The sequence below is a fragment of the Fictibacillus sp. 5RED26 genome, from assembly GCF_015903895.1.
GTDB lineage: Bacteria > Bacillota > Bacilli > Bacillales > Fictibacillaceae > Fictibacillus > Fictibacillus phosphorivorans.
Map to the genome: position 1 here is coordinate 34538 of NZ_JACZDU010000011.1, position 26314 is coordinate 60851.

Below are 26314 nucleotides of genomic sequence, written 5' to 3' on the forward strand. Positions count from 1 at the left end.
TGATATCCTGTTTTAGTCATTCGAAGTGTAAGACTCAAGATTTAGATTTAATTTCTCGCTTGCCTGATCGTCTTCATCATCAAGCTCTCTCATTTCAATTTCCTTGTCATCTCCAGAACAGATCTTAACGTCCATTCCAAGAGATTGAAGTTCTTTGATCAATACTTTAAATGATTCTGGAACACCAGGTTCAGGAACGTTTTCACCCTTAACGATGGCTTCATACGTTTTCACACGGCCGACAACATCATCGGATTTAACCGTTAGAATTTCCTGTAGTGTGTATGCAGCACCATATGCTTCAAGTGCCCATACTTCCATCTCACCGAAACGCTGACCTCCAAATTGAGCTTTACCACCCAGAGGCTGCTGTGTAACAAGTGAGTAAGGTCCAGTAGAACGAGCATGCAACTTGTCATCAACCATGTGAGCCAGTTTGATCATATACATAACCCCAACTGATACACGGTTATCAAACGCCGTACCTGTACGTCCATCATAAAGTACCGTTTTACCATCGCGAGCCATTCCAGCTTCTTCGATCGTAGACCAAACATCTTCCTCACGCGCTCCATCGAATACCGGTGTAGCAACATGAATGCCTAGCTGACGTGCAGCCATTCCAAGGTGAAGCTCCAATACCTGACCGATGTTCATACGGGAAGGTACCCCTAGCGGGTTTAACATGATGTCAACTGGTGTTCCATCTGGAAGATAAGGCATATCTTCTTCAGGCATAATTTTAGAAATTACACCTTTGTTACCGTGACGGCCGGCCATCTTATCTCCTTCGTGAATCTTACGTTTTTGCACGATGTATGCACGAACGAGCTGATTCACACCTGGAGGAAGTTCATCGCCATCTTCACGGTTAAACACTTTAACGTCAAGGATGATTCCATCTCCACCGTGAGGAACACGCAATGATGTATCGCGAACTTCACGAGCTTTTTCACCGAAGATCGCATGCAATAGACGTTCTTCAGCTGTTAATTCAGTTACACCCTTAGGCGTTACTTTACCAACTAAGATATCTCCATCTTTAACTTCTGCACCAACACGGATGATTCCGCGTTCGTCCAGGTTGCGTAATGCATCTTCTCCGACGTTTGGAATATCACGAGTGATCTCTTCCGGTCCAAGTTTTGTATCACGCGCTTCTGACTCATATTCTTCAATATGGATCGAAGTATAAACGTCGTCTTTAACGAGACGCTCACTCATGATGACAGCATCCTCGTAGTTGTAACCTTCCCAAGTCATGAAGGCAACAAGAACGTTACGACCTAAAGCAAGTTCACCGACTTCCATTGAAGGGCCATCCGCTAAGATTTCCCCTTTCGTCACGCGGTTACCTGTGCTTACGATCGGACGCTGGTTATAACACGTTCCTTGGTTGGAACGAATAAACTTAAGCATGTTGTAAGTGTCAAGGTCGCCTGAAACTTCCTTGCCATCTACTTCTTTAATGCGGCGTACTTGAACTTGTTTTGCTGTAACACGTTCAACGATTCCTTCGTGCTTACAGATAACTGCAGCTCCAGAGTCTTTTGCTGATACGTGCTCCATTCCTGTACCAACGATCGGTGATTCAGGAACAAGTAAAGGTACAGCCTGACGTTGCATGTTCGCTCCCATTAGGGCACGGTTGGAGTCATCATTCTCTAAGAACGGAATACAAGCTGTCGCAGCAGATACTACCTGTTTCGGCGATACATCCATATAATCGATGCGTTCGCGCTTAACAACAGTGTTATCACCACGGAAACGTGCGATTACGTCTTCGTTCATAAACTCTCCGTTATCACCTAAGATCGAGTTCGCCTGTGCAACTACGTATAAATCTTCTTCATCAGCAGTCAAGTAATCAATACGGCTCGTTACACGACCTGTTTCAGGATCAACCCGACGGTATGGTGTTTCGATAAATCCATATTGGTTCACTTTTGCATAAGAAGAAAGTGAATTGATCAAACCGATGTTCGGACCCTCTGGCGTCTCAATCGGACACATACGACCGTAGTGAGAGTAGTGAACGTCACGAACTTCAAAGCCTGCACGTTCACGTGTAAGACCACCTGGCCCTAGTGCAGATAGACGACGTTTGTGCGTCAATTCTGCTAGCGGGTTCGTTTGATCCATGAACTGTGAAAGCTGAGAGCTTCCGAAGAACTCTTTAATCGAAGCAATAACAGGACGAATATTGATCAATGCTTGTGGTGTGATCGCATTTGTGTCTTGGATCGACATACGCTCACGCACAACACGTTCCATTCTGGAAAGTCCGATTCTGAATTGGTTTTGCAGTAGCTCACCAACAGAACGCAGACGACGATTACCAAGATGGTCAATATCATCTGTTGTACCTACTTGATGCAATAAGTTGAAGAAGTAGTTAATAGAAGCAATAATGTCAGAAACTGTGATGTTTTTAATTTCTTTATCAACAAGTCCGTTTCCGATAACATTAATGATTCTTTCACCTTCTTGATCATCAGGTGCATAGATTTTGATAGATTGAAGAGCGATATCTTGATCCTCAGCCACTCCTCCTGCTGGTGTTACGGTTTTAAAGCCTACACCACTCTCAAGAGCAGGGATAATCTTATCTAGCGTTCTGCGGTCAAGAAGCGTACCTTCTTCAGCGATCACTTCACCCGTTTCAGCGTCAACAAGCGTTTCAGCCAGCTTTTGGTTGAAGAGACGATTCTTTATATGAAGCTTTTTATTGATTTTGTAGCGCCCAACGTTAGCTAAGTCATAGCGTTTAGGATCAAAGAACCTAGAATCTAATAAACTTTTTGCGTTATCTACTGTTGGAGGCTCTCCCGGACGAAGACGCTCATAGATTTCTAGAAGGGCTTTTTCCGTTCCTTCTGTATTATCCTTATCTAGCGTGTTGCGAAGATACTCGTCTTCTCCAAGCAAATCAATGATTTCTTGATCAGACCCAAACCCTAAAGCACGAAGCAATACGGTAATAGGGATTTTTCTTGTGCGGTCAATACGCACATAAACTACGTCCTTAGCATCTGTTTCGAACTCCAGCCAAGCACCGCGGTTTGGAATGACAGTAGCGGTAAAACCTTTTTTACCGTTTTTGTCGATTTTCTCACTATAGTAAACACTTGGTGAACGAACGAGCTGTGATACAATTACACGCTCTGCCCCGTTGATCACAAAGGTTCCCGTATCTGTCATTAACGGGAAATCTCCCATAAATACTTCCTGCTCTTTTACTTCGCCCGTCTCTTTATTGATCAGACGCACTTTCACACGAAGCGGAGCAGCGTAAGTAACATCGCGCTCTTTTGATTCATCTACAGGATACTTCGGCTCACCTAAGTTATAATCAATAAACTCTAAAACGAGGTTCCCTGTAAAATCCTCAATCGGCGAAATGTCTCGGAACATTTCACGTAACCCCTCATCAAGAAACCATTGATAGGAAGCGGTTTGAATTTCAATTAAGTTTGGTAATTCAAGCACTTCGCTAATCCTTGCATAACTTCTTCGTTGGCGGTGGCGTCCAAACTGAACTAGTTGACCTGTCAACTGCTTCACCCCTCAAATCCAGCGTTTTTTTCGTGTATCATATTTCTATCTAACATTCTATTAAGAAGGTTAGAAAACAAAAAGAAAAAGGGTTTCATATTTTTAAAACCGCAGTTTTCCTATTTTGATAAAAGCTATTATATAATTTTGTCCAACTTTTTCGCATTCTATACGTCTAAACATGAGTAAAAAACGTTGATTTATCAACGTTTTTTCGCTTACCACGAAAAATAAGCAGCAAAATGCGAATCCATTGGCATTTTATAATACTAACATACGGGATTTATCAAGTCAAACTTTTATTGCGCGTAAAATATAGTAGCCTTTTTTCTTCGCAACCGTTTCAACTTGGCCGAATAATTGTTCCATTTTGTCCATAGCAGATGGTGCACCTTGTTTCTTTTGAATCACTACCCATAACTCGCCACCAACGCAAAGTTTATGATGTGCTTCTTCAAAAATTTGATGAACGACTGTCTTACCTGCACGAATGGGCGGATTTGTTATAACAGCAGCGAACTCTTCACCCTTCACTTCAGCAAATAAATAACTTTTGTAGATCTTAACATTATCGACCTTGTTCTTATCTGCGTTCAGCTTAGCAAGTTCAATTGCTCTTTCATTGATATCCACCATTTGAACAATACGATCTTTTTCCGCTCTAGCAAGCGAAAGTCCGATCGGTCCGTATCCGCATCCCACATCTATATAATCACCATGTACTTCTGGAGGTACAAAGGACTCTATTAAAACGCGGCTGCCAAAATCTACTTCTTTCTTCGAAAAGACACCAGCATCCGTCGTAAAGCGAAATTTTTCGCCATTTAATGAAAAATCCCGTGTTTCTCTTTTACTTTCTGTACCAGGTGTTTCAGAATAATAATGGTTCTTCATCGTTTTTAAACTCTCCTTACCTTCTGATAAAGACAGTATTCCCGTTCCGTAATTCTTTAACGGTCTATCTATAAAGATGCTTTTACAATGTCGCCTTTGAATGTGTTGATTTTCGTTACAGGTGCTCGCTTTCCGCGGGGCAGACGGTGAGCCACATTCGTACGTTTCACTCTTAAGTGTCTCACCTGCCCACTTGTCCCGCAGGAGTCTCCCACCTTACACTTCAATCAACTGTTCAAAGAAGCGACAAGATAAAAAGCAGCAAGATTTTAGAATAGTTCATTCTAAAAAGATTAAGCGAAACAAACAAAAAGGTCCGCCATCGGGCGAACCTTTTCTTTTGAATTACTTAACTTCAACAGAAGCTCCAACTTCTTCAAGCTTAGCTTTGATTTCTTCAGCTTCGTCTTTAGATACGCCTTCTTTAACTGGCTTAGGAGCACCGTCAACAAGTTCTTTCGCTTCTTTAAGTCCAAGACCTGTAAGTTCACGAACAACTTTGATAACTTTAATTTTTGAAGCTCCACCGCTTGCAAGAATTACGTCGAATTCAGTTTGTTCAGCAGCAGCGTCTCCACCAGCAGCTCCACCAGCTACAGCTACAGGAGCAGCAGCAGTTACACCAAACTCTTCTTCGATTGCTTTTACTAGGTCGTTAAGCTCTAAAACAGTCATTGTTTTTAAGCTTTCAATGATTTGCTCTTTAGACATTATAATTTCCTCCTTATGGAATGTAAGTTATTGGTTGAAGATAAGGCTTATGCGCCTTGTTCTTCTTTTTGTTCTGCAACGGCTTTAGTAGCCAACGCAAAGTTGCGGATAGGTGCTTGAAGCACGCTGAGTACCATAGAAAGAAGACCTTCTCTTGATGGAAGTTCAGCAAGAGCTTTCACTTCTTCTAGAGACGCGATACGTCCTTCGATTACACCAGCTTTGATCTCAAGCGCTTCGTGTTTCTTAGCGAAGTCGTTAAGAATCTTAGCAGGAGCTACAACATCTTCATTCGAGAATGCGATCGCTGTAGGACCAGTTAAGTGTTCTGCTAATTCTTTAAGGTCATTCTCTTCAGCAGCGCGAACTACCATTGAGTTTTTGTAAACTTTAAACTCGATGCCAGCATCACGTAAAGACTTACGAAGTTCAGTAACCTCAGAAACAGTAAGACCACGGTAGTCAACAAGGATTGTTGATTGGCTATTTTTGATTTTCTCAGAAATAGTGGATACTAACTGCTTTTTTGTTTCTAAAATGCTGCTCATTATTACACCTCCTGTAAAATGATTGCATCACCGCAGGTTTTGTCCAAAAACAAAGCCTCCATGTCGAGACATGGAGGCGTGAGTATCTAAAGTCATAAGTAATTAACTAATGAGCTTACGATGCTTCACCTCGGCAGGAAGATTTAAGCCAGTTGGCTCCTGCTGTCTACGGCATTCATCTGATGCGTTTGTGTTTAACAGTATATAATATAACGGGTCGAAACCCGTTTGTCAACTATCGTTTTACAGCGAATGAAGATGGATTAACTTTGATCCCAGGTCCCATTGTAGAAGAAACAGCTACGTTCTTCATGTAAGTTCCCTTTGCAGCTGCAGGCTTAACTTTCAACAATGTTTCGATGATTGTGTTAAGGTTTTCTGCAAGCTTTTCTGCTTCGAAAGATACTTTACCGATTGGAACGTGAACGTTACCAGTCTTGTCGACACGGTATTCTACTTTACCAGCTTTGATTTCGTTAATCGCTTTTTCAACTTCAAATGTAACTGTTCCTGTTTTAGGGTTAGGCATTAAACCTTTAGGTCCTAGAACACGTCCAAGTTTACCAACTTCAGCCATCATGTCCGGAGTTGCAACGATTACGTCGAACTCGAACCAACCTTGTTGGATTTTGTTGATGTAGTCAGAATCGCCAACGTGATCTGCTCCAGCAGCTTCAGCTTCTTTTGCTTTTTCACCTTTTGCGAAAACTAATACACGTTGAGTCTTACCAGTTCCGTTTGGAAGCACTACTGCTCCACGAACTTGTTGGTCAGCTTTCTTCGTGTCTACACCTAAACGAACTGCAACTTCTACAGACTCGTCAAATTTTGCAGGAGCAGCTTTTTTAACTAGCTCGATCGCTTCTGCAGCGTCATATGCTTTTGTGCGGTCTACTAATTTAGCCGCTTCTTGGTACTTCTTACCTTTGTTTGCCATTGTATTGTCCTCCTTATGTGGTTTAGCGGATATTCCTCCCACTTATTGCACTAAAAAATCAAGTGCAATTACACGCATTGCATGAATAAAGGTTGCGAACCGTTTGACGGGCAGGATATCAATCCATTTACTCGCAACCTAATAGACATCAAACACAGGGATTAGTCTTCGATAACAATTCCCATGCTGCGTGCAGTACCTTCAACCATACGCATTGCAGCTTCAACGCTAGCAGCGTTTAGGTCAGGCATTTTTGATTCTGCGATTTCGCGAACTTTATCACGCTTTACAGTCGCAACTTTTTTCTTGTTCGGCTCACCAGAACCTGACTCGATTCCTGCAGCTTTCTTTAAAAGAACAGCAGCCGGAGGAGTTTTAGTGATGAATGTAAATGAACGGTCTTCGAAAACCGTGATTTCTACCGGAATGATTAAACCAGCTTGATCAGCAGTACGAGCGTTGAATTCTTTACAGAATCCCATGATGTTTACCCCAGCTTGTCCTAGTGCAGGTCCAACTGGCGGTGCCGGGTTTGCTTTACCAGCAGGGATTTGAAGCTTTACCATCTTAATAACCTTTTTAGCCACGCGACACACCTCCTTAAGTCCGTGATGTGGTATTATGGGCCGAAACCCTCCCACTCAAAAATACGCTTCCCCTCCTAAAAGAGAGGAAGCAGTTGATTAGTAATATCAAACATAAAAAATTCTATCACCTTTTTGAAGTGATTACAAGTCTTTTTCCATTATAACTTGCTAACTTGGGTAAACTCAAGTTCAACTGGTGTCTCACGGCCAAACATGTTGACGTGAACTTTCAGCTTCTGTTTTGTTGCATCGATCTCTTCGATCGTACCAACAAAGTCAGCAAAAGGACCTTCTTTTACTTTTACAGATTCCTTGATTTCGAAATCAACTTCAACGCGTGGAGCTTCCATACCCATACCTTTAAGTATATGATCTACTTCCTCAGGCAATAGTGCCGTTGGCTTCGAGCCCGCTCCAGCAGAACCGACAAATCCTGTTACCCCAGGCGTATTACGTACAACGTACCATGAATCATCTGTCATGATCATCTCCGTTAATACATAACCAGGGAAAACTTTCTTCATGCTTGTTTTTGTCTTACCGTTCTTTGTTTCGGTCTCTTCTTCTACAGGTACAAGTACACGGAAAATCTTATCTGTCATCCCCATAGATTCCAAACGCTTTTCCAAGTTTGCTTTTACTTTGTTTTCATAACCTGAATAGGTATGAACTACGTACCAATTTTTTTCCATACGATGGGACCCGTGTCCTTTCCCTCCTAAAATGGATATACTCTAGCATTCTATCCAAAAGAAGCTATATCTAATCTACCCTAAAATAAGCTCAACTAATTGTGAAATACCTAGATCCACAACCCAGAAGAACAAAGCCATAATCACTACAGTTGACAGTACAATCCCCGTATAGCGAAATAACTCTTTTCGCGTAGGCCAGCTAACACGCTTCATCTCCTTATTTACATCGGAAAGAAACTTTGCTGGTGATTTCTTTGTCTTTTCTGCAACATCCGCCATCTTCATAAACCCCCATGCCTTTGATCAATTAACATTTATAAAAAAAGCTTGTTTCGCTTACTTCGTTTCCTGGTGAATGGTATGAGCATTGCAGTAGCTGCAAAACTTTTTAACCTCGACTCGTTCAGGATTGTTTTGCTGGTTCTTCATCGTTGTATAATTTCGTTTTGAGCATTCTTTACAGGCTAAAAAAACTTTTTTTCTCATGCTAAATAAACACCTTTCGTGCGACAAACCCACTCATCCACGTTACAATGTTACTTTTAAAACCTTAACATAGGGGTATACGCTTGTCAATAAAGGGAAAATGACGTTTTGAGAGCTCATTGTGTTGGGAATGTAAGTGGTTGATTATCGTATTAGAGGGTTTGCTTTGTTAGGGATGCAACTCCATTTTGTACTCCAGACAACTTGGCGGTAGCTTGATTAAACAAAATTAATGATAAAAACCATCACTCATCGATAAAAATGTGTGAAAGTCAGCTAAAAATGATTTAGCTAGCTATTTTGTTCTCATGAGCACAATAGTTCTTGCCATTTTCTACTCAAATCAGGTGATTAACGTATACCCACCCTAGTATTCATCCTGCTAATCCATGAAATATGAGCCTTAATTCTAGAAATCATTCAATTAATCCAGCGAGTTTTGTGCATATATCGGCGAGTTGACAAAATACGATTATCATCAACCCGTCAAATACCCCCACCCACGCGCATACCAGCTAAACAACCTCTCAAACCCAAAAGAAAAAGAGCAGGAACAATCCCCGCTCTTAAGATGATATTTCTCTTAGCTCTAAATAACGCTCTAATTTACGTTTCACTCGTTGAAGCGCGTTGTCGATCGACTTCACGTGTCTGTCGAGATCCACTGAGATTTCCTGGTACGATCTTCCGTCAAGGTACAGCATCAGAACTTTACGTTCCAGGTCACTTAATATTTCTCCCATCTTCACTTCAATATCATCAAATTCTTCTTGATTGATAATCAGTTCTTCTGGATCAGTGACTTTTGTACCGCATATTACATCCATTAGTGTACGGTCAGACTCCTCATCATAGATCGGCTTGTCCAACGACACGTAAGAATTTAACGGAATGTGCTTTTGTCTAGTTGCCGTTTTGATAGCGGTAATCATTTGCCTTGTTATACATAGTTCGGCAAAAGCTTTAAAGGATGACAGCTTGTCCTCTTTAAAATCGCGAATGGCTTTATACAGTCCAATCATGCCTTCTTGAATGATATCTTCCCGGTCTGCACCGATCAAAAAGTATGATCTTGCTTTCGCACGAACAAAGTTTTTATATTTGTTGATCAAATATTCAAGTGCTGCGCTGTCCCCCTCATGAACCAGTTCCACAAGGCTTTCATCTTCCATGAGCTCGTAATCGCTTACTGACCGTTCCTTGAGATCTATGTTCACGACAAATCCCCCCACCAGGTTTTTACCGGCAAAATATAGCAATATTATAGCTCATAGTTCACAAAAGCGTCAAGATTCCTTATTTTTGCCCTCTTCTCCATCTTTCAAATATTTCGGCAATTTCGTCTGAAAGAAGGATAGATGAGGAGGTTTGCTTCCTTTTCCGCTCGCCAACGGACACATGGATATGCTTTTCGATTTCGTCCATCTCATTCTTTAATTCTCTCGCAGATTTTCTTAATGCGCCCTTACCAAAAATCTGCCACTGTTCGGTTGAATCTGAAGTTGCTACGTAAATTCGCGTATCTATTGATTTTAACTCTCCGACCAAACGTTCAATCCGCTCATCTGCCGTTTCGTTCTCTCTTGTAAAAATGACTTCAACGCGGTGGTTTTTCGTTTTTTTCTCTGTGCCAGGTGTGAGATGGGCATCAAATACGACGATTACTTGATACCCAGTCGTCCCCTGGTATTCTGCCATATATTCGATCAGCAGGTCTCTTGCTTTGGCAAAATCCGATGTTTTTAAGCTCCGTAATTCGGGCCAAGCGCCAATGATGTTGTAGCCATCAACAATCAAATAGTGGCGGGTTTTCATTTTCGCGCTTCTAACGGATTGCGGTTACGGTACACTTCATACATCAAGAGACTAGCAGCAACGGATGCATTAAGCGAGGTAACCTTCCCTTTCATCGGAAGCTGAACAAGGAAATCGCACGTTTCTGATACGAGTCTTCCCATTCCTTTTCCTTCGCTTCCGATCACAAGACCTAAAGGCATGTCCCACTTTGCTTGTCTGTAGTCATCTTTCCCTTTCATGTCTGCGCCGGCAAACCACATACCGCGGTCTCTTAACTCTTTCATCGTTTGAACAAGATTCGTAACACGAACAACCGGAATGTATTCGATCGCACCCGTTGAAGCTTTTGCTACTGTAGCGGTCAATCCTACTGAACGTCTTTTCGGAATAATGATGCCATGTGCACCAACTGCATCAGCCGTACGCATGATCGAACCTAAATTATGAGGATCTTCAAGCTCGTCCAATAAAATAAAGAACGGCTCTTCTCCTCTTTCTTCTGCAATTTTAAACAAATCATCAATCTCTGCGTATGAGTATGCTGCTACACCAGCGATTACACCTTGATGGTTGCCTCCCCCGCTTAATGAATCGAGCTTTTGCTTCGGTACATATTGCACAAGGACATTTTGTTTTTTCGCCATTGAGACGATCGTACTTACCGGTCCTTTTTGAGATCCTTCACCTACGAAGATTTTATTAATATCACGGCCTGAACGAAGTACTTCCATCACTGGATTTCTGCCGATGATCAATTCTTGTTCTTTTTGTTCTTTTGCTTCACTCATCTTTTAGACCTCCCCCTTTTTATTATCTGATAACACATATTCCATCATGTTCGCTAAACGTTCATGGTTATTTAACAGATAGAGATAACCGATGATCGCCTCAAAGCTTGTTGCATGCCGGTACGTTTGAACATCCGTATTTTTCGGAACGGTTCCTTGGTTCGCATTGCGCCCACGCTTAATAACAGCGACCTCTTCTTCTGTAAAATAGTTTTCTTCAAGCAGCTGAACGACCATGCTCGCTTGCGCTTTTGCTGAAACAAACTTCGTGGCCGATACGTGGAGCTTGTTCGGCTTCACCTGTCCATTACGGATAAGGTGTTCACGCACGAACTGCTCCATCACCGCATCTCCCATATAAGCAAGCGTGGTTCCGTTCAATTGTTTAATATCTGCGTCCGTTATCTTCATTTACTTATCTCTTTTCCACCGTACACCTTGTGCGGTATCTTCCAAAATGATGTTCTGTTCTTTTAGCTGATCACGAATTTCGTCAGCGCGAGAAAAGTTCTTTTCTTTACGCGCTTGATTACGTTCTTGAATGAGAGCGTCAATCTCTTCATCTAACAATTCCTCTTCTTTATGAAGAGTAAGTCCCAGCACACCCGCAAGCTCATCGAACAGAGCGATGAACTCTGTAATAACGGCTTTAGAAGTGTTTTTCTCTTGCAGATATACGTTCGCTTCTCTCGAAAAATCAAAAAGATGAGAGATCGCGTTCGCCGTGTTAAAATCATCATCCATATCCGTGATGAATTTCTCTCTAGTCTCTTTAACAAGCTGAGTCCATTTTTCTGTATCTACAGATAGGTCTGCCGATACACTCAAGCGGTGTTTTAAGTTTTCATAAGACGTACGGATTCTATTCAACCCTGCCTCTGCCGCTTCTAACAACTCTTGACTGAAGTTGATCGGATTGCGGTAGTGTACGGCCAGCATAAAGAATCGGATAACTTGCGGATCCTGCTGTTGCACAAGATCATGAACAAGTACAAAGTTCCCAAGTGATTTGGACATTTTTTCGTTATCAATATTAATATACCCATTATGCATCCAATACTTAGCCATCGGAGCTTCATTTAATGCTTCCGATTGTGCGATCTCATTCTCGTGATGAGGAAAAGCTAGATCTTGACCGCCGCCATGAATGTCGATCGAGTCACCTAAGTATTTTTTCGCCATAGCGGAGCATTCGATATGCCAGCCTGGACGACCTTTCCCCCAAGGGCTCTCCCAATAGATCTCCCCATCTTTCGCTGCTTTCCATAGCGCAAAATCAAGTGGATCTTCTTTTTTCTCTCCTACTTCAATTCTCGCACCAGATCTTAAGTCATCGATCGATTGATGAGAAAGTTTACCATAGCCGTTGAACGAACGCGTCTTGAAATAAACATCTCCCGCTGCTTCATAAGCAAAACCTTTTTTGATGAGGTTCTCGATAAAATCAATGATCTCTGGCATCGTTTCTGTTACACGCGGATGTGCGTCAGCTTTTTGTACGCCTAGTGCGCAAGTATCCTCATGATACGCATGGATGAACTTCTCGGCGATCGTTGGGACATCGCTTCCCATCTCATTAGCCGCTTTAATGAGCTTATCATCAACATCCGTAAAATTGGAGATGAACTGCACATCAAAATCTCTGTATTCCAAGTACTTTCTCACTGTATCAAAAACAATAGCCGGTCTCGCGTTACCGATATGAATATAGTTATATACAGTCGGTCCGCACACATACATCTTCACTTTTCCTTCTTCTAACGGGACAAAAAGCTCTTTTTGACGTGTCATCGTATTATAGATTTTAATACCCATTTAGACATCACTCCCTTTTTTCAATCTTTCCAGTTCGTTACACATTCTTTTTAACTCGTCGTGCATTTCTCTAAATTTATCAGCTACCGGATCAGGCAGATCGCGATGATCAAGTTCGCATCCTACTTTAATGCCATCCTTAATCACGACTCTTCCTGGTATTCCAACTACTGTGGCATCAGGCGGAACGTGTTGAAGAACAACCGATCCTGCCCCAACTTTTGAATTTTTTCCGATGGTAATGTTACCCAGCACCTTGGCTCCTGTAGCAACAAGAACATGATCTTCAAGCGTGGGATGCCTTTTACCTTTTTCTTTTCCCGTACCTCCGAGCGTAACACCCTGATAGAGCGTCACGTCATTGCCGATGATACACGTTTCGCCGATCACAACACCCATGCCGTGATCGATAAAAAAGCGTCTGCCGATCTGGGCTCCTGGGTGTATTTCGATACCGGTAAAAAAGCGGCTGATCTGTGAGATTAAACGAGCTAAAAACAGCCAGTTTCGTTTGAATAACTTATGTGCTAATCTATGGGCCCAAACTGCGTGGAGTCCAGAGTATGTTAGGAATACTTCGAATGAACTTCTAGCTGCTGGGTCTTTCTCAAAAACAACCTGAATGTCTTCTCTCATGGCTGAAAACATGTTCTCCAACCTCCTTGCATAAAAATATCGTGCTTTTACTGTGAATACAATGTTGCCTTGGAAGAGGTTGATCTCCGTTCCAGGTGCTTCGCTTTCCGCGGGGCGTGCGGTGAGCCCCCTGCCGCTTTGCGCCTTTAGGGGTCTCGCCTGCCCACTCGTCCTAGCCTAGAGTCTTACACCTTCCACTACAATCAACTAGGCAAAGTTGAAAAAGTGATTCATAAGCAAAATTGTTTAGATCTAATCTAAGCATTAGAAAATAAAAAACGCCCCTGTGCCAAATATGACACAGAGACGTATGGATAAACGCGGTTCCACTCTGTTTAACAGGCTTAATTTAAAACTCACCTGTTCCCTTAAGCTCCATAACGGGGAGTTGCCGCCCAAACCTACTAAAACTTTCGGCAAGGGACTCCGAGGGGCACTTCAGCAAGCATTTTCATGAACCACTTTCAGCCGGTGATGGCTCTCTCTACTATGAAAAGGCGCTAGCCTACTTTCCTCATCTGCGTTTTACATGTTTTTTATAAGTTTCTTTTACTATATTATAATCTTTGCAAAATGTGTACTTTTATTACTTTTTAATTTGAGTCAGTACAGCATTTACGCGCTTTGTAATCACATCTTTACCGAGAAGGGACACGGCAGCAGGCAGATCTGGACCATGTTGCTGACCAGTTGTTGCCACACGAATCGGCATGAACAAGTTCTTTCCTTTTTGACCTGTTTCCTTCTGAACAGCTTTCATCATCGCCTTGATGTCTTCCGCTTCAAAAGAATCACTGTTTTCGATCTGAGTTAAGAACGATTCCATAACGGATGGAACCCCTTCACCTTGCAAGACTTCAAGTGCTTCTCCTCCATACTCGATCTCTTGTTTGAAGAATAGTTCCGTTAAGTCTACGATTTCAGCACCATAGCTCATTTTTTCCTGATGAAGAGCGACAAGTTTCGTAATCCACTCCTGTTCTTCAGGACTTGGGTTTTCTGAAACTCTGCCCGCTTTTACTAGGTGAGGCATACACAACTCAACGATACGAGCTACGTCTTGCTGTTTCATATATTGGTTGTTCAGCCATTCTAACTTTTGCGTATCAAAAACGGCAGGAGCTTTGGATAGACGGTTCGGATCAAAAATTTCAATAAACTGCTCACGGCTGAAGATCTCTTCTTCTCCACCTGGAGACCAGCCTAGTAGCGCAATAAAGTTAAACAGCGCTTCTGGCAAATATCCTAAATCTTTGTATTGTTCGATAAACTGAACGATCGATTCATCACGTTTACTCAGTTTTTTACGGTTTTCATTCACGATCAATGTTGTATGACCGAACTTCGGATGAGAAAAACCTAGCGCATCATAGATCAATAACTGCTTTGGTGTGTTTGAGATGTGATCATCTCCACGAAGTACGTGAGAGATCGCCATTTCATGGTCATCGATAACAACAGCGTAGTTGTAAGTTGGAATTCCATCTTTTTTTACGATAACAAAATCACCAAAGCCGCTTGATTCAAACGACACTTCACCTTTAACCATGTCATCAAACGTAATCGTACGGTCTTGAGGTACTTTAAAACGAATGCTCGGACGACGACCTTCTTCTTCTAGAGCCGCTTTTTCTTCAACTGATAAGTTTAGACAGCGTCCATCATAAACAGGAGTATCCCCTTTTGCCATCTGCTCTTCACGAGAAGCCTCAAGCTCTTCTTCTGTACAATAACAAGTGTATGCAAGACCTTTTGAAAGTAGTTCATCTGTATACTTTTCGTATAAATCTAAACGTTCCATCTGACGATACGGACCGTAATCTCCTCCGATATCAACACTTTCATCCCAATCCATACCGAGCCATTTCAAATGATCCAGCTGACTCTCTTCTCCGCCTTGAATGTTACGCTTTTGGTCCGTATCTTCAATACGAATAATAAATTTCCCGCCAGTATGGCGTGCATACAGATAATTGAATAGAGCTGCACGTGCATTCCCTATATGTAAGTGTCCCGTTGGACTTGGTGCATAACGCACTCGAACTTCGTTTGCCATCATGTTTCACCTCTATAATTTTTTTCTTCTTTAGATGAATGGTTGGATCGTTTGACGGATCCTCTTCACTGAAAAGTTGATTGGAGTGCAAGGTGCGAGACTCCTGGGGGATCAGCGGGACAGGTGAGACTCTTAAAAGCGCTGAGCACTAAAAGGCTCACCGCACGCCCCCCGGAAAGCGAGCAACCTGGAACGGAAATCAACCGCTCCCTTAAACTCCATAGCCTTCCTTCTACAGCAGTATAACTATGCCTTCTCTATCAACACTACCGCTTGAGCTGCGATTCCCTCTTCGCGTCCAGGAAATCCTAGCTTTTCAGTCGTCGTCGCCTTCACGTTGATTCTATCTACATCAACATCAAAAATACCGGCGATCACTCCGCGCATCTCTTCAATGTACGGAAGCATCTTTGGTTTTTGAGCAATGATCGTACAATCTATATTACCTAAAGAATAACCTTTTTTCTCAACCAATTTCCAAGAATCGAGCAACAAGCGCTTCGAATCTGCGCCTTTGTAAGCTGGATCTGTATCTGGAAAGTGTTTCCCGATATCTCCTTCACCTGCTGCGCCTAGCAATGCATCTGTAATCGCATGCAAAAGAACGTCAGCATCAGAGTGCCCTAAAAGTCCCTTCTCATAAGGAATCGTTACACCGCCAATGATTAACGGACGACCCTCACTAAAGGCATGTACATCAAAACCTTGTCCGACGCGCATCATGCTTTTTCCCCCTGTCTCTCTAACAAAATGGCTTGTCCAAATAACAAGTCATCAGACGTAGTTAATTTTATATTATGATAGTCTCCCATTACAATAGCGACTGTTTGTCCAATTCGTTCCACTAGGCTTGCGTCATCCGTTCCAATATAGCCTTCTTCGTCTGCCTTTCTGTGTGCATCCATTACGATAGAAAGACGAAAAGCTTGCGGGGTTTGAACAGCCCACAAGCTGGAACGGTCGATCGTTTCTTCCACTACATTCTCTAATACCCGCTTAACCGTATCCTTAACAGGAACAGCTAACACGGCAGAGCCTGTATCTCGTGCCGTGTTAATGAGTTGTAAAATAGAATCATGTGTGATGAAAGGCCGTGCTGCATCATGAATGAGAACGAGGTCTACATCTGTAGGTACGACCTTCAATCCCTCATAGACACTTTGCTGACGTTCTTTTCCGCCTGGAACGATTTTGCGCACTTTTTTGTATTGGAACGACTCTACAAAGTCTTGCATCTGCTGCAATTCCTTTTCACTGCCGACAAGAATCACACCCTCGCAATGCGGATCGTTTTCAAACACAAGTAGTGTGTGCGCGAGAACTGGTTTTCCTAAGAGCTCGATCCACTGCTTAGAGATCCCAGCATTCATGCGTTTACCTTGTCCAGCAGCAGGAATGACTGTCCAATAATTCACGTGCTTCCCCACCGTTCGTTACAATGCTTTTTCTAATAGTTTCTTTTTGGCAAAAATCATTCTGCCCGCTGATGTTTGAAGTACGGATGTAACAACAACATCAATCGTTTTTCCTACATAATCACGACCATCTTCTACAACGATCATCGTTCCATCATCCAGATAGCCTACACCTTGACTCTGTTCTTTTCCGTCTTTGATCACTTGTACAACAAGTTCTTCGCCAGGAAGAACAACGGGTTTTACCGCATTTGCAAGGTCATTAATATTTAGTACTGCAACGTTTTGCAGTTCACATACTTTGTTCAAGTTAAAATCATTCGTAACGACGACACCGGATAACAGTTGAGCGAGCTTTACAAGCTTGCTATCAACTTCTGTTACCTCTTCAAAGTCACCTTCATAGATTTCAACTTTCATAGAAAGCTCTTTTTGAATACGATTTAAAATATCAAGGCCACGGCGCCCTCTGTTACGTTTTAAAACATCTGAGGAATCAGCAATATATTGCAATTCTTCTAAAACAAAACGAGGAATGATAAGCGGACCTTCTAAAAAGCCAGTTTGACAGATATCAGCCACTCGGCCATCGATAATGACGCTCGTGTCTAAAATCTTATACTTACCACCGGGCTTTTCGATCTCTGCTTCTTTTTTTCGTTCTTTCCCTTGGCTTTTCAAAGAGAACAGCTGAATCAACTCGTCTCTCTTTTTAAAACCTACTTGAAAGCCTAAATAACCGAGCAGGAATGTGATCGCGATCGGCAGGATCGAGCTGACCACAACAATATCCATAGAGCTTAACGGTGACTGGATTAAAAAGGCTACGATCAGTCCGATAATAAGTCCCATCGTCCCGGATAAAAGATCAGTTGCTGGAGCTTTTACAACCGTCTCCTCAGCCCAACGGATTAAACCTACTACGTAATCGGACAGCCAGAATGTAGATAAAAATAATATAAGTGCACCAATCACTGCCCCGACATATGGGGATGTTACTTGATTCGGAAGATCACCGAAATTAAGTACACGAATGAGATCTGGTATATATAGATAGCCTAGCATGCCCCCTATTACGATGAAAAATAGTTGAACAATTCTTTTTAGCATGCCTGATTCACCTCCCCTAATCATTATTTACAAAATGACCGTATTAAAAACGTGCAAAAAATAGAAAATTCCTTTTTTTACTCAGAATGTTCCATTTAGATATGACGATCGACGAAAAGCTGTTCCTGAATGCGTTTGAGACCTTCTTTTACTTTTTTGGCACGAATCTCACCGATACCCTCTACCTCGTCCAATTCATCGATGGACGCACGCAAAATTTGCGGGAGGTTTTCAAATGCATCTGTTAAATTCTCAATAATAACAGCTGGAAGCCTTGGAATCTTGCCAAGAATACGGTATCCGCGTGGATGAATCGTCTCATCCTGCATATTCATACCGGCTGAGAAGCCTAAAAGTTTCATAATAACGGATTCATCAAATAATTCTTCAGATGATAGTTTGTTCAATTGGCGAAGAATCGCATAAGGATCACTTTCACGATCTTTCATATAGTCCTTGATTAAAAGCAATGCTTCTTCCTCAATGTTAGAAACGAGCTCCTCCATCTGGATTCGAATCAGTCTTCCTTCAACACCAAGTTCATTAACATATTTAATAATCTCATTTTTTATGCGTAAAACCATCTCAATTCTGTGAATAACTTGTGTAACTTCTTGGAAAGTCACTAATTCTTCAAATTCTAGCGCTCCAAGGTTCGTAACACTTTGGTCAAAAACCACTTTATATTTCTCAAGCGTTTGAATCGCTTGATTCGCTTTCGTCAAAATCACACCGATCTCTTTTAGTGAATAACGAATCATCCCTTGATATAGAGTGATTACGTTACGACGTTGAGAGATAGAGATCACAAGGTTGCCTGTTTGGCGCGCAACACGTTCGGCGGTTCTGTGACGAATCCCCGTTTCTGTAGACGGAATCACCGTATCTGGAATGAGCTGTGTGTTCGCATACAGAATTTTAACAGCATCTTCATTCAAAATGATCGCACCATCCATCTTGGCAAGTTCATATAGTGATGCGGGTGAGTATTTACAGTTAATAGAGAAACCTCCATCAACGATTTCTTTTACTTTATCGTTATATCCAACAACGATCAGTCCACCAGTGTTCGCTCGCAGTACGTTGTCGATTCCTTCCCGAAGTGGTGTCCCGGGAGCAACTAGCTGTAGCATTTGGCTTATGATTGCTTCTTTTATCGCATGGTCCATAATATGCTTTACCCTCCTAACGCTGCTTGTAACGCCTCATAAACGGTCGATACTCCGACGACTTGTATTCCTTTTGGAACCGTCCAGCCGCCTATATTTTTATCAGGTATAATAGCTCGCGTAAAACCTAATTTTGCAGCTTCATGTACGCGCTGCTCGATACGGGAAACTCTTCTAACCTCTCCCGTTAATCCTATTTCTCCAATCATAACATCTGTTGGCTTTGTTGGTGAATCGCGAAAGCTTGAAGCGATGCTGATTGCAACAGCAAGATCGATCGCTGGCTCATCCAGCCGAACTCCACCTGCAACATTCAGATACGCATCCTGGTTCTGAAGCAGCAGTCCGACTCTCTTTTCTAAAACAGCCATAAGCAGCGATACACGGTTGTGATCGATACCCGTAGCCATCCTTCTAGGATTACCAAAGCTCGTTGGTGATATTAAAGCCTGAAGTTCTACTAGCATCGGACGCGTTCCTTCAAGAGACGCAACTACTGTCGAACCCGCTGCCCCTTTCGAACGTTCTTCTAAAAAGATCTCAGAAGGGTTTAATACTTCTTCGAGGCCGACTTCCTTCATTTCGAAAACACCAATTTCATTCGTAGAGCCGAAACGGTTCTTAACTGCTCGTAAGATACGGAAAGTATGATGTCTTTCACCTTCAAAGTACAATACCGCATCTACCATATGCTCTAAAAGACGCGGTCCAGCGATATTTCCTTCTTTTGTAACATGTCCAACGATAAATACAGCAATACCTTTCGTTTTCGCCATACGCATCAAATGTGACGTACACTCTCGTACTTGCGATACACTTCCTGGAGCTGAAGTCACTTCAGCCCGATAGACGGTTTGAATCGAGTCGATGATCATTACAGAAGGCATCACATCTGCCATCGCCTGCTCGATCAGCTCTAGATCTGTTTCTGCTAAAACAAACAAGTCCTTTGCTCCGATATCTAAACGATCTGCACGCAGCTTCGTCTGTTTAACAGATTCCTCACCAGATATGTATAGAACACGCTCTCCTCTTTGTGCAAGCTGCGCTGATGTTTGCAGCAATAGTGTGGACTTACCGATTCCGGGGTCTCCTCCAACTAAAACCATTGAGCCTGGAACGATCCCTCCACCTAAAACACGGTTGAATTCCTGATAGTTTGTCGGTATGCGCGGCTCTTGCTCGCTTTTTACATCTGCTATTGACTGGGGTTTCTGCTTTACGTTCTTATCTCCGCCAGAGCTTAATCCCCTAATATTTTTTTCAGGTCGAATCATTTCCTCCACCATCGTGTTCCACGCATGGCATCCCGGACATTTTCCCATCCATTTCGGAGATTCATAACCGCAATCTTGGCAAAGAAAGATTGATTTTACTTTAGCCATCTAAAAAACTCCTCTTCCGAACTTAACGCTTATAACCTTTAGTTTCTAGTTTCAGACGCTTCAAGAAATTGATACTTTTAAAAGACTTCATGGATAGGTTGATTGGAGTGGAAGGTGTGAGACTCCTGCGGGACGAGTGGGCAGGAGAGACCCCTAAAGGCGCAAAGCGGCAGGGGGCTCACCGCACGCCCCGCGGAAAGCGAACACCTGTAACGGAAATCAACCACTTTCAAGGCATCATTGTATATCAATATAGGTTTACTAATTTAACAAGTTAAACACTGAAAATATAAAGATTTATTCACTAATATCATAACATAAAACCTAACAACTACTTCCATTTGAGCTCTGCAAAAAAAGGCGAACAGCTAAGATTATTTCGACAAAAACCCGGAGGACATGTCTGTCTTCCGGGTCTTTTGTAGGATATTCTCATATGTGGTAAAAGTTAGACTGTTTGAACGACAAAATCGTTCTCTTCAACATCAATCTTAACGGTCTGCCCTTTGTTGATATTTCCTCTTAGAAGCTCTTCAGATAATCGATCTTCAATCTTACGCTGTAGGGCACGACGCAATGGACGAGCTCCGTAATCTGGATCGTATCCTTCTTCCGTAATCTTTTCGAGAGCGGCTTGAGTCAACTCGATCTCAATTCCTTGATCACTTAAACGTTGTTTCAGTGATGCAGCCATCAAGCTAACGATTCTTAGCAAGTGCTCTTTTTCTAAAGAATGGAACACGATGATCTCATCGATACGGTTCAAGAACTCTGGACGGAATGCACGCTTCAGTTCATCCATCACTTTAGACTTCATGTCGTTGTACTTTTGACCTTCGTTATGAACAGCAAATCCTAGCGAACGATTACGCTTAAGCGTGCTCGCTCCTACGTTTGAAGTCATGATTACTACCGTGTTGCGGAAATCGACAGTACGTCCCTTAGAGTCAGTAAGACGACCATCTTCTAGCACTTGAAGCAAGATGTTGAATACTTCAGGATGCGCTTTTTCGATCTCATCAAGCAAGATAACAGAGTAAGGCTTTCTTCTAACTTTCTCTGTTAACTGGCCGCCTTCTTCGTGTCCAACATATCCAGGAGGCGATCCAACGAGACGGGATGTTGTATGCTTCTCCATGTACTCCGACATATCGATACGGATAATCGCATCTTCATCACCAAATAGTGTTTCGGCAACAGCTCTTGCAAGTTCTGTTTTACCTACACCTGTTGGTCCTAAGAAGATGAACGAGCCGATCGGACGCTTCGGATCTTTCAAACCAGCACGCGCTCTTCGGATAGCTTTAGAGATTGCCGTAACAGCCTCAGACTGGCCGATAACACGATCGTGCAAAATCTCTTCCATCTTCAGAAGGCGTTCTGTTTCTTCTTCAGCAAGTTTAGAAACCGGAACTCCCGTCCAAGAGGATACAACTTGTGCAATATCTTCTGGCGTTACTTCTGTATTTTCTTTTCCTTGTTTCTCTTTCCAAACATCCTTCGTTTTCTCTAGCTCTTCACGAAGACGTTGTTCAGAATCTCGAAGTGAAGCAGCTTTTTCAAATTCTTGACTTTGAACAGCCGCATCCTTCTCCTTACGAACTTCCTCTAGCTTCTGCTCAAGCTCTTTTAAGTTCGGCGGAGCTGTATATGAACGAAGGCGAACTTTTGACGCCGCTTCATCAATTAGATCGATCGCTTTATCTGGTAAGAAACGATCTGAGATGTAACGATCAGATAACTGAACAGATGCTTCAATCGCTTCATCCGTAATCGTTACACGGTGATGAGCTTCATATCGATCGCGAAGTCCTTGAAGAATTTGAATACTTTCATCCTTCGTTGGCTCGTTAACCGTGATCGGCTGGAAACGGCGCTCAAGCGCTGCATCTTTTTCAATATATTTTCTGTACTCATCAAGTGTCGTAGCACCGATACATTGAAGTTCGCCGCGGGCAAGAGCCGGCTTTAGAATGTTGGATGCATCAATCGCACCTTCTGCTCCACCTGCACCGATCAAAGTATGAAGTTCGTCGATGAATAGAATGATATTTCCTGCCTGTCGGATCTCATCCATTACTTTTTTCAGACGATCTTCAAACTCACCTCTGTACTTCGTTCCTGCTACAACTGTACCCATATCAAGCGTCATAACACGCTTATCACGAAGTGTTTCTGGCACTTCGTTATTGATGATTTGCTGTGCTAGACCTTCTGCGATAGCTGTTTTACCAACACCAGGCTCCCCGATCAAAACAGGGTTGTTCTTCGTACGGCGGCTTAGAACCTCAATAACACGCTGAATTTCTTTCGCACGTCCGATTACTGGGTCTAGTGTACCTTCACGAGCAATCGCCGTTAGATCACGCGCTAAGCTGTCTAACGTTGGGGTGTTGGCACTAGCAGATGAACCTCTATGACTAGAAGAAGATTCATTGCTTCCTAGTAACTGCAGCACCTGCTGACGCGCTTTATTAAGGCTGACACCAAGGTTGTTTAGTACACGAGCTGCAACGCCTTCTCCTTCACGAATCAAGCCTAATAGAATGTGTTCTGTTCCCACGTATGAATGTCCGAGTTTACGAGCTTCATCCATGGAAAGTTCGATCACTTTTTTAGCACGAGGCGTATAGTGAATCGTTTGAACAGCTTCCTGACCGCGGCCGATCAATGTTTCCACTTCTTTTTGAATCTTTTCTGGCCCTAGTCCAAGAACTTGAAGAGCTTTCGCTGCAATTCCTTCACCTTCACGGATCAAACCAAGCAGGATATGTTCTGTTCCCACGTTATTATGACCTAATCGAATCGCTTCTTCTTGTGCTAAAGCTAAAACTTTTTGTGCTCTCTCTGTAAAACGACCAAACATCATACTCGTCACGCTCCTTATCGGTTTTCCAATTTTATTCTTTCTCTGATTAGAGTGGCTCTTCTTATGTCACGTTCTTCTGGAGTTAGAACTTCACCTGCATATTGTTGAAGAAAACCTGGTTGTGTAAGTATCATAAGTTCATTGAGTATCGTTTTTGAAATCCCAGGTAAAATCTCTAAATCAATGCCAAGCCGCACATCTGATAAACATTTGGCAGCTTCTTTTGATTGGATGATCCGGCAGTTCTCTAACGTTCCCAGTGAACGGAATAACTTGTCTTCAAGCTGTAATTTCAATCCATCCTGCAGCTGTTTGCGAGCTGCTCGTTCTTGTTGGATGACCTGCATGACGACACCTGCGAGATCTTCCATTATATCCTCTTCCGACTTGCCCAGTGTCATCTGATTTGAAATTTGAAAAATGTTTCCTTGCGCCTCGGTACCTTCCCCATAGATGCCTCTCACCGCTAACCCTAGCTGATTGATCGCTGGGATGATGCGGCTCATCTTTTTTGACAGAACGAGCGCTGGGAGATGCATCATAACAGAGGCTCGAAGTCCAGTTCCTACATTCGTCGGACAGCTTGTTAAATATCCTCGTTTTTCATCAAACGCATAATCAACGTTTTTTTCGATTCTATCATCGATCTCATTCGCCCGATGAAGCACTTCTTCTAGTTGAAAACCTGGTGCTAAACATTGAATGCGTATATGATCTTCTTCATTTACCATGATGCTCACTGATTCATCTGCATTCATGAGAACCGCACCATATTTCGCTTGCTCAGCTAAATTGGGACTGATCAGATGTTTCTCAACAAGTACCCGTTTTTCAACAGGCTTTAACTCCTCCATCATCAGCATTTCAAGATTTTCTGCTTCTTCGCTCTCTTCACTAATACATGTCGAGATCGTTGATATGACTTCATGAGCCGATTCTTTATCTGCCGCGATGGGAAAAACATATTGATGAATATTTCTTGCAAGTCGGACACGGCTCGAAAGAACAATATCCGATTCTGGCCCCTCCCGTTTCATCCAGGGACTGATCGCGTCACTGATAAATCGTTCCAAAGACATCGGTTACGTATCCCTCCCCTGTTGCAAGCGGTGCTCGATCTCTCTGATGACATCTCTTGTTTCAGCAGCTCTTTCAAATTCCTCATTTAATATATACTGCTGCAAAGCTTGCTTTAATTGCTGAAGCTGCTTTTTTTCTTGAATACTGCTTCCTGCACGGAGTGGAATCTTCCCTGCATGCAAGGTGTTACCACCATGAACTCTTTTAAAAATTGGATTCAGTTTCGACTCAAACGCTTTGTAGCAATTATCACACCCAAAGCGGCCGATCTTCGCAAACTGATAATAACTCATCCCGCATTTTTCACAGCTTAACGAGGGTGGAATGAAGTTAGATGATGGTGTGTTCGGGACATGTCCATCACCGTGTAAAAGTCCAGAAAGCAATTGGTGAATGGAAAAAGAATTCGACCCCGGCAAGAATTCTCCTTTTTCTTTGGCACAATGTTCACAAATGTGAAATTCAGTTTTCTCCCCATTTATGATTTTTGTAAAATGCAATGACGCTTCACGTTCATGGCACTCTTCACAATTCATTCTGCTCCCTCCCTTTATATAGAATGAAAAAAAGGGCTATGTGGTTCGATATTTTAACGTTTTTATCATAGCTTTTAATAATTCTGCTCGTAATTCATCTCGTTCTGGAAGGTTAAGTTTTAAAATAGATCTGTCCATCACACTCAGCATAAGTCTCGCTTCTCGTTCTGAAACGATCGTTTCTTCCATAAGTCTCTTTATTACATTTTCTGCGTTGCCTTGCGATATCCTTTCACCAATCAAGGTGGTTAAGTGATCAATTAAGTGGGCAGAGCTTTCGGTACGGACCTTCATGATCCGAATATAACCTCCTCCACCTCTTTTACTTTCCACTACAAACCCTTTTTCAATCGTAAATCTCGTGTTAATAACGTAGTTTATTTGAGAAGGAACGCATTGAAACCTTTCAGCAATATCCGTCCGCTTAATTTCAATGGACGGATCATTAGAGCTTGAGAGAATTTGCTTTAAGTAATTTTCAATTACATCTGAAATATTCCTCATTTCCCCTCCCCCTTCTGACTTTGACTAACTTTGACTATAGTTATATTATAGCCTGCTTTTTTCCCAAAATGCAAATCTCTATCCACCATTATTGCCTCCTGGTTACCTTCTTAACCTGTATGATTCTGTCGAAAAGATGATGCTTTTGGAGGAGGATGGATGTGCGCTTTAAGATGAGATGAGTCAGATAAGCCGTTGATGGATGTCGAAATTTCGATAAAAAGTTTTATCCGTGAAATTATGATGCTTATCCGTGAATATATGGAGGATTACCGTGAAATTATGTGGAGTTTAGGTTGATGGGGAGAGCTGATTAGGGGATTTGTGTGTTGCTTCTGAGATGTTTTAGTGAGTTTTTGGCTTGGCTTTTGGGATGGATTTTGGAGTTTTTGCTGAAGAATATCGCGAGGTGGAAGATGGCTGTGGCCATCTTCTTCCTATTTTGAGGGTTGTGAGAGGATTTCGTGGTTGTAACTGATCTATGAAGTATACGGAGTGGGGTATATCAGAGCTCTAATTAAGTCTAAATAAAAAAAATTAAGTCAAAATGAGAGTGAATTAAGTCAAAACAAACCTCCATTAAGTCTAAAAACAAAAATAAAGGCCGTTCGCTAATTCTCGACAACCGCTCTCTGCCTGATCCAAGCGCTATACCCCGAGCCTTCCATCCCCAGCCTCCATAATCAGAAGTTTGGCAATCGCCAAACCACCTTTCTTCTTTTCTATCTTTTAAAAAAACAC

The 26314-nt window shown here is 42.4% G+C and carries 27 protein-coding genes and 2 other annotated features; of the genes, 1 reads left to right on the forward strand and 26 read right to left on the reverse strand.

Annotation, left to right across the window (positions count from 1 at the left end):
- Positions 1-12: 12 nt before the first annotated feature.
- The 21 genes from rpoB to radA form a co-directional block, all read right to left on the reverse strand.
- Complete coding sequence (gene rpoB, locus IHV10_RS21050; RefSeq protein WP_197134196.1) at positions 13-3555, reverse strand: DNA-directed RNA polymerase subunit beta; 3543 nt, start codon at positions 3553-3555, stop codon at positions 13-15.
- A gap of 291 nt (positions 3556-3846) precedes the next feature.
- Entirely contained in the window at positions 3847-4449 is a 603-nt protein-coding gene (locus IHV10_RS21055) for a class I SAM-dependent methyltransferase (RefSeq protein ID WP_197134198.1), read from the reverse strand.
- Between the two features lie 345 nt (positions 4450-4794).
- The gene (rplL, locus tag IHV10_RS21060) at positions 4795-5160 is read right to left on the reverse strand and encodes a 50S ribosomal protein L7/L12 (protein ID WP_066237995.1); all 366 of its coding nucleotides are present in this window, start codon (positions 5158-5160) and stop codon (positions 4795-4797) included.
- Positions 5161-5207: 47 nt separating this feature from the next.
- Complete coding sequence (rplJ, locus tag IHV10_RS21065) at positions 5208-5708, reverse strand: 50S ribosomal protein L10 (RefSeq protein WP_144704568.1); 501 nt, start codon at positions 5706-5708, stop codon at positions 5208-5210.
- Between the two features lie 39 nt (positions 5709-5747).
- Positions 5748-5898: a sequence feature (ribosomal protein L10 leader region), on the reverse strand.
- A 45-nt stretch (positions 5899-5943) separates the two neighbouring features.
- A complete protein-coding gene (rplA, locus tag IHV10_RS21070; RefSeq protein ID WP_066390636.1) occupies positions 5944-6645 on the reverse strand; it encodes a 50S ribosomal protein L1 in 702 nt (233 codons plus the stop codon).
- Positions 6646-6806: 161 nt separating this feature from the next.
- Positions 6807-7232: a 50S ribosomal protein L11 gene (gene rplK, locus IHV10_RS21075; protein ID WP_066285502.1), complete on the reverse strand. Its 426-nt coding sequence runs from the start codon at positions 7230-7232 to the stop codon at positions 6807-6809.
- A gap of 158 nt (positions 7233-7390) precedes the next feature.
- Positions 7391-7924 (reverse strand): transcription termination/antitermination protein NusG, encoded by a 534-nt coding sequence (gene nusG / locus IHV10_RS21080; protein ID WP_066390634.1) that lies wholly within the window; start codon positions 7922-7924, stop codon positions 7391-7393.
- 75 nt (positions 7925-7999) lie between these two features.
- The gene (secE, locus tag IHV10_RS21085) at positions 8000-8206 is read right to left on the reverse strand and encodes a preprotein translocase subunit SecE (protein ID WP_197134200.1); all 207 of its coding nucleotides are present in this window, start codon (positions 8204-8206) and stop codon (positions 8000-8002) included.
- A 57-nt stretch (positions 8207-8263) separates the two neighbouring features.
- Entirely contained in the window at positions 8264-8413 is a 150-nt protein-coding gene (gene rpmG, locus IHV10_RS21090) for a 50S ribosomal protein L33 (RefSeq protein ID WP_197134202.1), read from the reverse strand.
- Between the two features lie 566 nt (positions 8414-8979).
- Positions 8980-9630: an RNA polymerase sporulation sigma factor SigH gene (gene sigH / locus IHV10_RS21095; protein ID WP_066390628.1), complete on the reverse strand. Its 651-nt coding sequence runs from the start codon at positions 9628-9630 to the stop codon at positions 8980-8982.
- Between the two features lie 79 nt (positions 9631-9709).
- Complete coding sequence (locus IHV10_RS21100) at positions 9710-10228, reverse strand: NYN domain-containing protein (RefSeq protein ID WP_137792248.1); 519 nt, start codon at positions 10226-10228, stop codon at positions 9710-9712.
- Positions 10225-10998: a 23S rRNA (guanosine(2251)-2'-O)-methyltransferase RlmB gene (gene rlmB / locus IHV10_RS21105; RefSeq protein WP_197134204.1), complete on the reverse strand. Its 774-nt coding sequence runs from the start codon at positions 10996-10998 to the stop codon at positions 10225-10227. Before rlmB ends, IHV10_RS21100 begins: the two co-directional genes overlap by 4 nt.
- Before the next feature lie 3 nt (positions 10999-11001).
- Entirely contained in the window at positions 11002-11409 is a 408-nt protein-coding gene (locus IHV10_RS21110; protein WP_197134207.1) for a Mini-ribonuclease 3, read from the reverse strand.
- A complete protein-coding gene (gene cysS / locus IHV10_RS21115) occupies positions 11410-12813 on the reverse strand; it encodes a cysteine--tRNA ligase (RefSeq protein ID WP_197134210.1) in 1404 nt (467 codons plus the stop codon).
- Complete coding sequence (gene cysE, locus IHV10_RS21120; RefSeq protein WP_197134213.1) at positions 12814-13461, reverse strand: serine O-acetyltransferase; 648 nt, start codon at positions 13459-13461, stop codon at positions 12814-12816.
- 287 nt (positions 13462-13748) lie between these two features.
- Positions 13749-13979 (reverse strand) — a binding site (T-box leader).
- A 56-nt stretch (positions 13980-14035) separates the two neighbouring features.
- The gene (gltX, locus tag IHV10_RS21125; protein ID WP_197134238.1) at positions 14036-15505 is read right to left on the reverse strand and encodes a glutamate--tRNA ligase; all 1470 of its coding nucleotides are present in this window, start codon (positions 15503-15505) and stop codon (positions 14036-14038) included.
- Between the two features lie 246 nt (positions 15506-15751).
- The gene (gene ispF, locus IHV10_RS21130) at positions 15752-16228 is read right to left on the reverse strand and encodes a 2-C-methyl-D-erythritol 2,4-cyclodiphosphate synthase (protein WP_197134216.1); all 477 of its coding nucleotides are present in this window, start codon (positions 16226-16228) and stop codon (positions 15752-15754) included.
- Positions 16225-16920 carry a 2-C-methyl-D-erythritol 4-phosphate cytidylyltransferase gene (gene ispD, locus IHV10_RS21135; protein WP_197134219.1) on the reverse strand — a complete coding sequence of 232 codons (696 nt, stop codon included), beginning with the start codon at positions 16918-16920 and terminating at the stop codon, positions 16225-16227. Before ispD ends, ispF begins: the two co-directional genes overlap by 4 nt.
- Positions 16921-16938: 18 nt before the next feature.
- Complete coding sequence (locus IHV10_RS21140; RefSeq protein WP_197134221.1) at positions 16939-18030, reverse strand: PIN/TRAM domain-containing protein; 1092 nt, start codon at positions 18028-18030, stop codon at positions 16939-16941.
- 95 nt (positions 18031-18125) lie between these two features.
- Entirely contained in the window at positions 18126-19199 is a 1074-nt protein-coding gene (gene disA, locus IHV10_RS21145; RefSeq protein WP_066390602.1) for a DNA integrity scanning diadenylate cyclase DisA, read from the reverse strand.
- A gap of 8 nt (positions 19200-19207) precedes the next feature.
- Complete coding sequence (gene radA / locus IHV10_RS21150) at positions 19208-20584, reverse strand: DNA repair protein RadA (RefSeq protein WP_197134224.1); 1377 nt, start codon at positions 20582-20584, stop codon at positions 19208-19210.
- A gap of 116 nt (positions 20585-20700) precedes the next feature.
- Here radA and IHV10_RS21155 point away from each other — a divergent pair, with 116 nt between their 5' ends.
- Positions 20701-20862 (forward strand): hypothetical protein, encoded by a 162-nt coding sequence (locus tag IHV10_RS21155; protein WP_197134227.1) that lies wholly within the window; start codon positions 20701-20703, stop codon positions 20860-20862.
- 170 nt (positions 20863-21032) lie between these two features.
- Here IHV10_RS21155 and clpC read toward each other — a convergent pair whose 3' ends face one another.
- From clpC to IHV10_RS22875, 5 genes are all read right to left on the reverse strand, one after another.
- Positions 21033-23453 (reverse strand): ATP-dependent protease ATP-binding subunit ClpC, encoded by a 2421-nt coding sequence (clpC, locus tag IHV10_RS21160; protein ID WP_137792297.1) that lies wholly within the window; start codon positions 23451-23453, stop codon positions 21033-21035.
- A gap of 14 nt (positions 23454-23467) precedes the next feature.
- Complete coding sequence (locus IHV10_RS21165) at positions 23468-24532, reverse strand: protein arginine kinase (protein WP_197134230.1); 1065 nt, start codon at positions 24530-24532, stop codon at positions 23468-23470.
- Positions 24533-24535: 3 nt separating this feature from the next.
- On the reverse strand, positions 24536-25069 hold the full coding sequence (locus IHV10_RS21170) for a UvrB/UvrC motif-containing protein (protein WP_197134233.1): 534 nt from the start codon (positions 25067-25069) through the stop codon (positions 24536-24538).
- A 36-nt stretch (positions 25070-25105) separates the two neighbouring features.
- Positions 25106-25573 (reverse strand): CtsR family transcriptional regulator, encoded by a 468-nt coding sequence (locus IHV10_RS21175; protein ID WP_137792299.1) that lies wholly within the window; start codon positions 25571-25573, stop codon positions 25106-25108.
- Positions 25574-26096: 523 nt separating this feature from the next.
- On the reverse strand, positions 26097-26314 hold a 218-nt coding region (locus IHV10_RS22875; protein WP_231619648.1), incomplete at its 5' end, for a hypothetical protein.

Coding starts and splice junctions, on each gene's coding strand:
- IHV10_RS21110 (WP_197134207.1), bottom strand. CDS start 11,409: ATGAAGATAACGGACGCAGATATTAAACAATTGAACGGAACCACGCTT.
- nusG (WP_066390634.1), bottom strand. CDS start 7,924: ATGGAAAAAAATTGGTACGTAGTTCATACCTATTCAGGTTATGAAAAC.
- ispF (WP_197134216.1), bottom strand. CDS start 16,228: ATGATGCGCGTCGGACAAGGTTTTGATGTACATGCCTTTAGTGAGGGT.
- cysE (WP_197134213.1), bottom strand. CDS start 13,461: ATGTTTTCAGCCATGAGAGAAGACATTCAGGTTGTTTTTGAGAAAGAC.
- IHV10_RS21140 (WP_197134221.1), bottom strand. CDS start 18,030: ATGCTAAAAAGAATTGTTCAACTATTTTTCATCGTAATAGGGGGCATG.
- cysS (WP_197134210.1), bottom strand. CDS start 12,813: ATGGGTATTAAAATCTATAATACGATGACACGTCAAAAAGAGCTTTTT.
- rplL (WP_066237995.1), bottom strand. CDS start 5,160: ATGTCTAAAGAGCAAATCATTGAAAGCTTAAAAACAATGACTGTTTTA.
- IHV10_RS21165 (WP_197134230.1), bottom strand. CDS start 24,532: ATGTCTTTGGAACGATTTATCAGTGACGCGATCAGTCCCTGGATGAAA.
- IHV10_RS21055 (WP_197134198.1), bottom strand. CDS start 4,449: ATGAAGAACCATTATTATTCTGAAACACCTGGTACAGAAAGTAAAAGA.
- IHV10_RS21170 (WP_197134233.1), bottom strand. CDS start 25,069: ATGAATTGTGAAGAGTGCCATGAACGTGAAGCGTCATTGCATTTTACA.
- disA (WP_066390602.1), bottom strand. CDS start 19,199: ATGGACCATGCGATAAAAGAAGCAATCATAAGCCAAATGCTACAGCTA.
- radA (WP_197134224.1), bottom strand. CDS start 20,584: ATGGCTAAAGTAAAATCAATCTTTCTTTGCCAAGATTGCGGTTATGAA.
- clpC (WP_137792297.1), bottom strand. CDS start 23,453: ATGATGTTTGGTCGTTTTACAGAGAGAGCACAAAAAGTTTTAGCTTTA.
- gltX (WP_197134238.1), bottom strand. CDS start 15,505: ATGGCAAACGAAGTTCGAGTGCGTTATGCACCAAGTCCAACGGGACAC.
- IHV10_RS21100 (WP_137792248.1), bottom strand. CDS start 10,228: ATGAAAACCCGCCACTATTTGATTGTTGATGGCTACAACATCATTGGC.
- rpmG (WP_197134202.1), bottom strand. CDS start 8,413: ATGAGAAAAAAAGTTTTTTTAGCCTGTAAAGAATGCTCAAAACGAAAT.
- rplJ (WP_144704568.1), bottom strand. CDS start 5,708: ATGAGCAGCATTTTAGAAACAAAAAAGCAGTTAGTATCCACTATTTCT.
- secE (WP_197134200.1), bottom strand. CDS start 8,206: ATGGCGGATGTTGCAGAAAAGACAAAGAAATCACCAGCAAAGTTTCTT.
- rlmB (WP_197134204.1), bottom strand. CDS start 10,998: ATGAGTGAAGCAAAAGAACAAAAAGAACAAGAATTGATCATCGGCAGA.
- rplA (WP_066390636.1), bottom strand. CDS start 6,645: ATGGCAAACAAAGGTAAGAAGTACCAAGAAGCGGCTAAATTAGTAGAC.
- IHV10_RS21175 (WP_137792299.1), bottom strand. CDS start 25,573: ATGAGGAATATTTCAGATGTAATTGAAAATTACTTAAAGCAAATTCTC.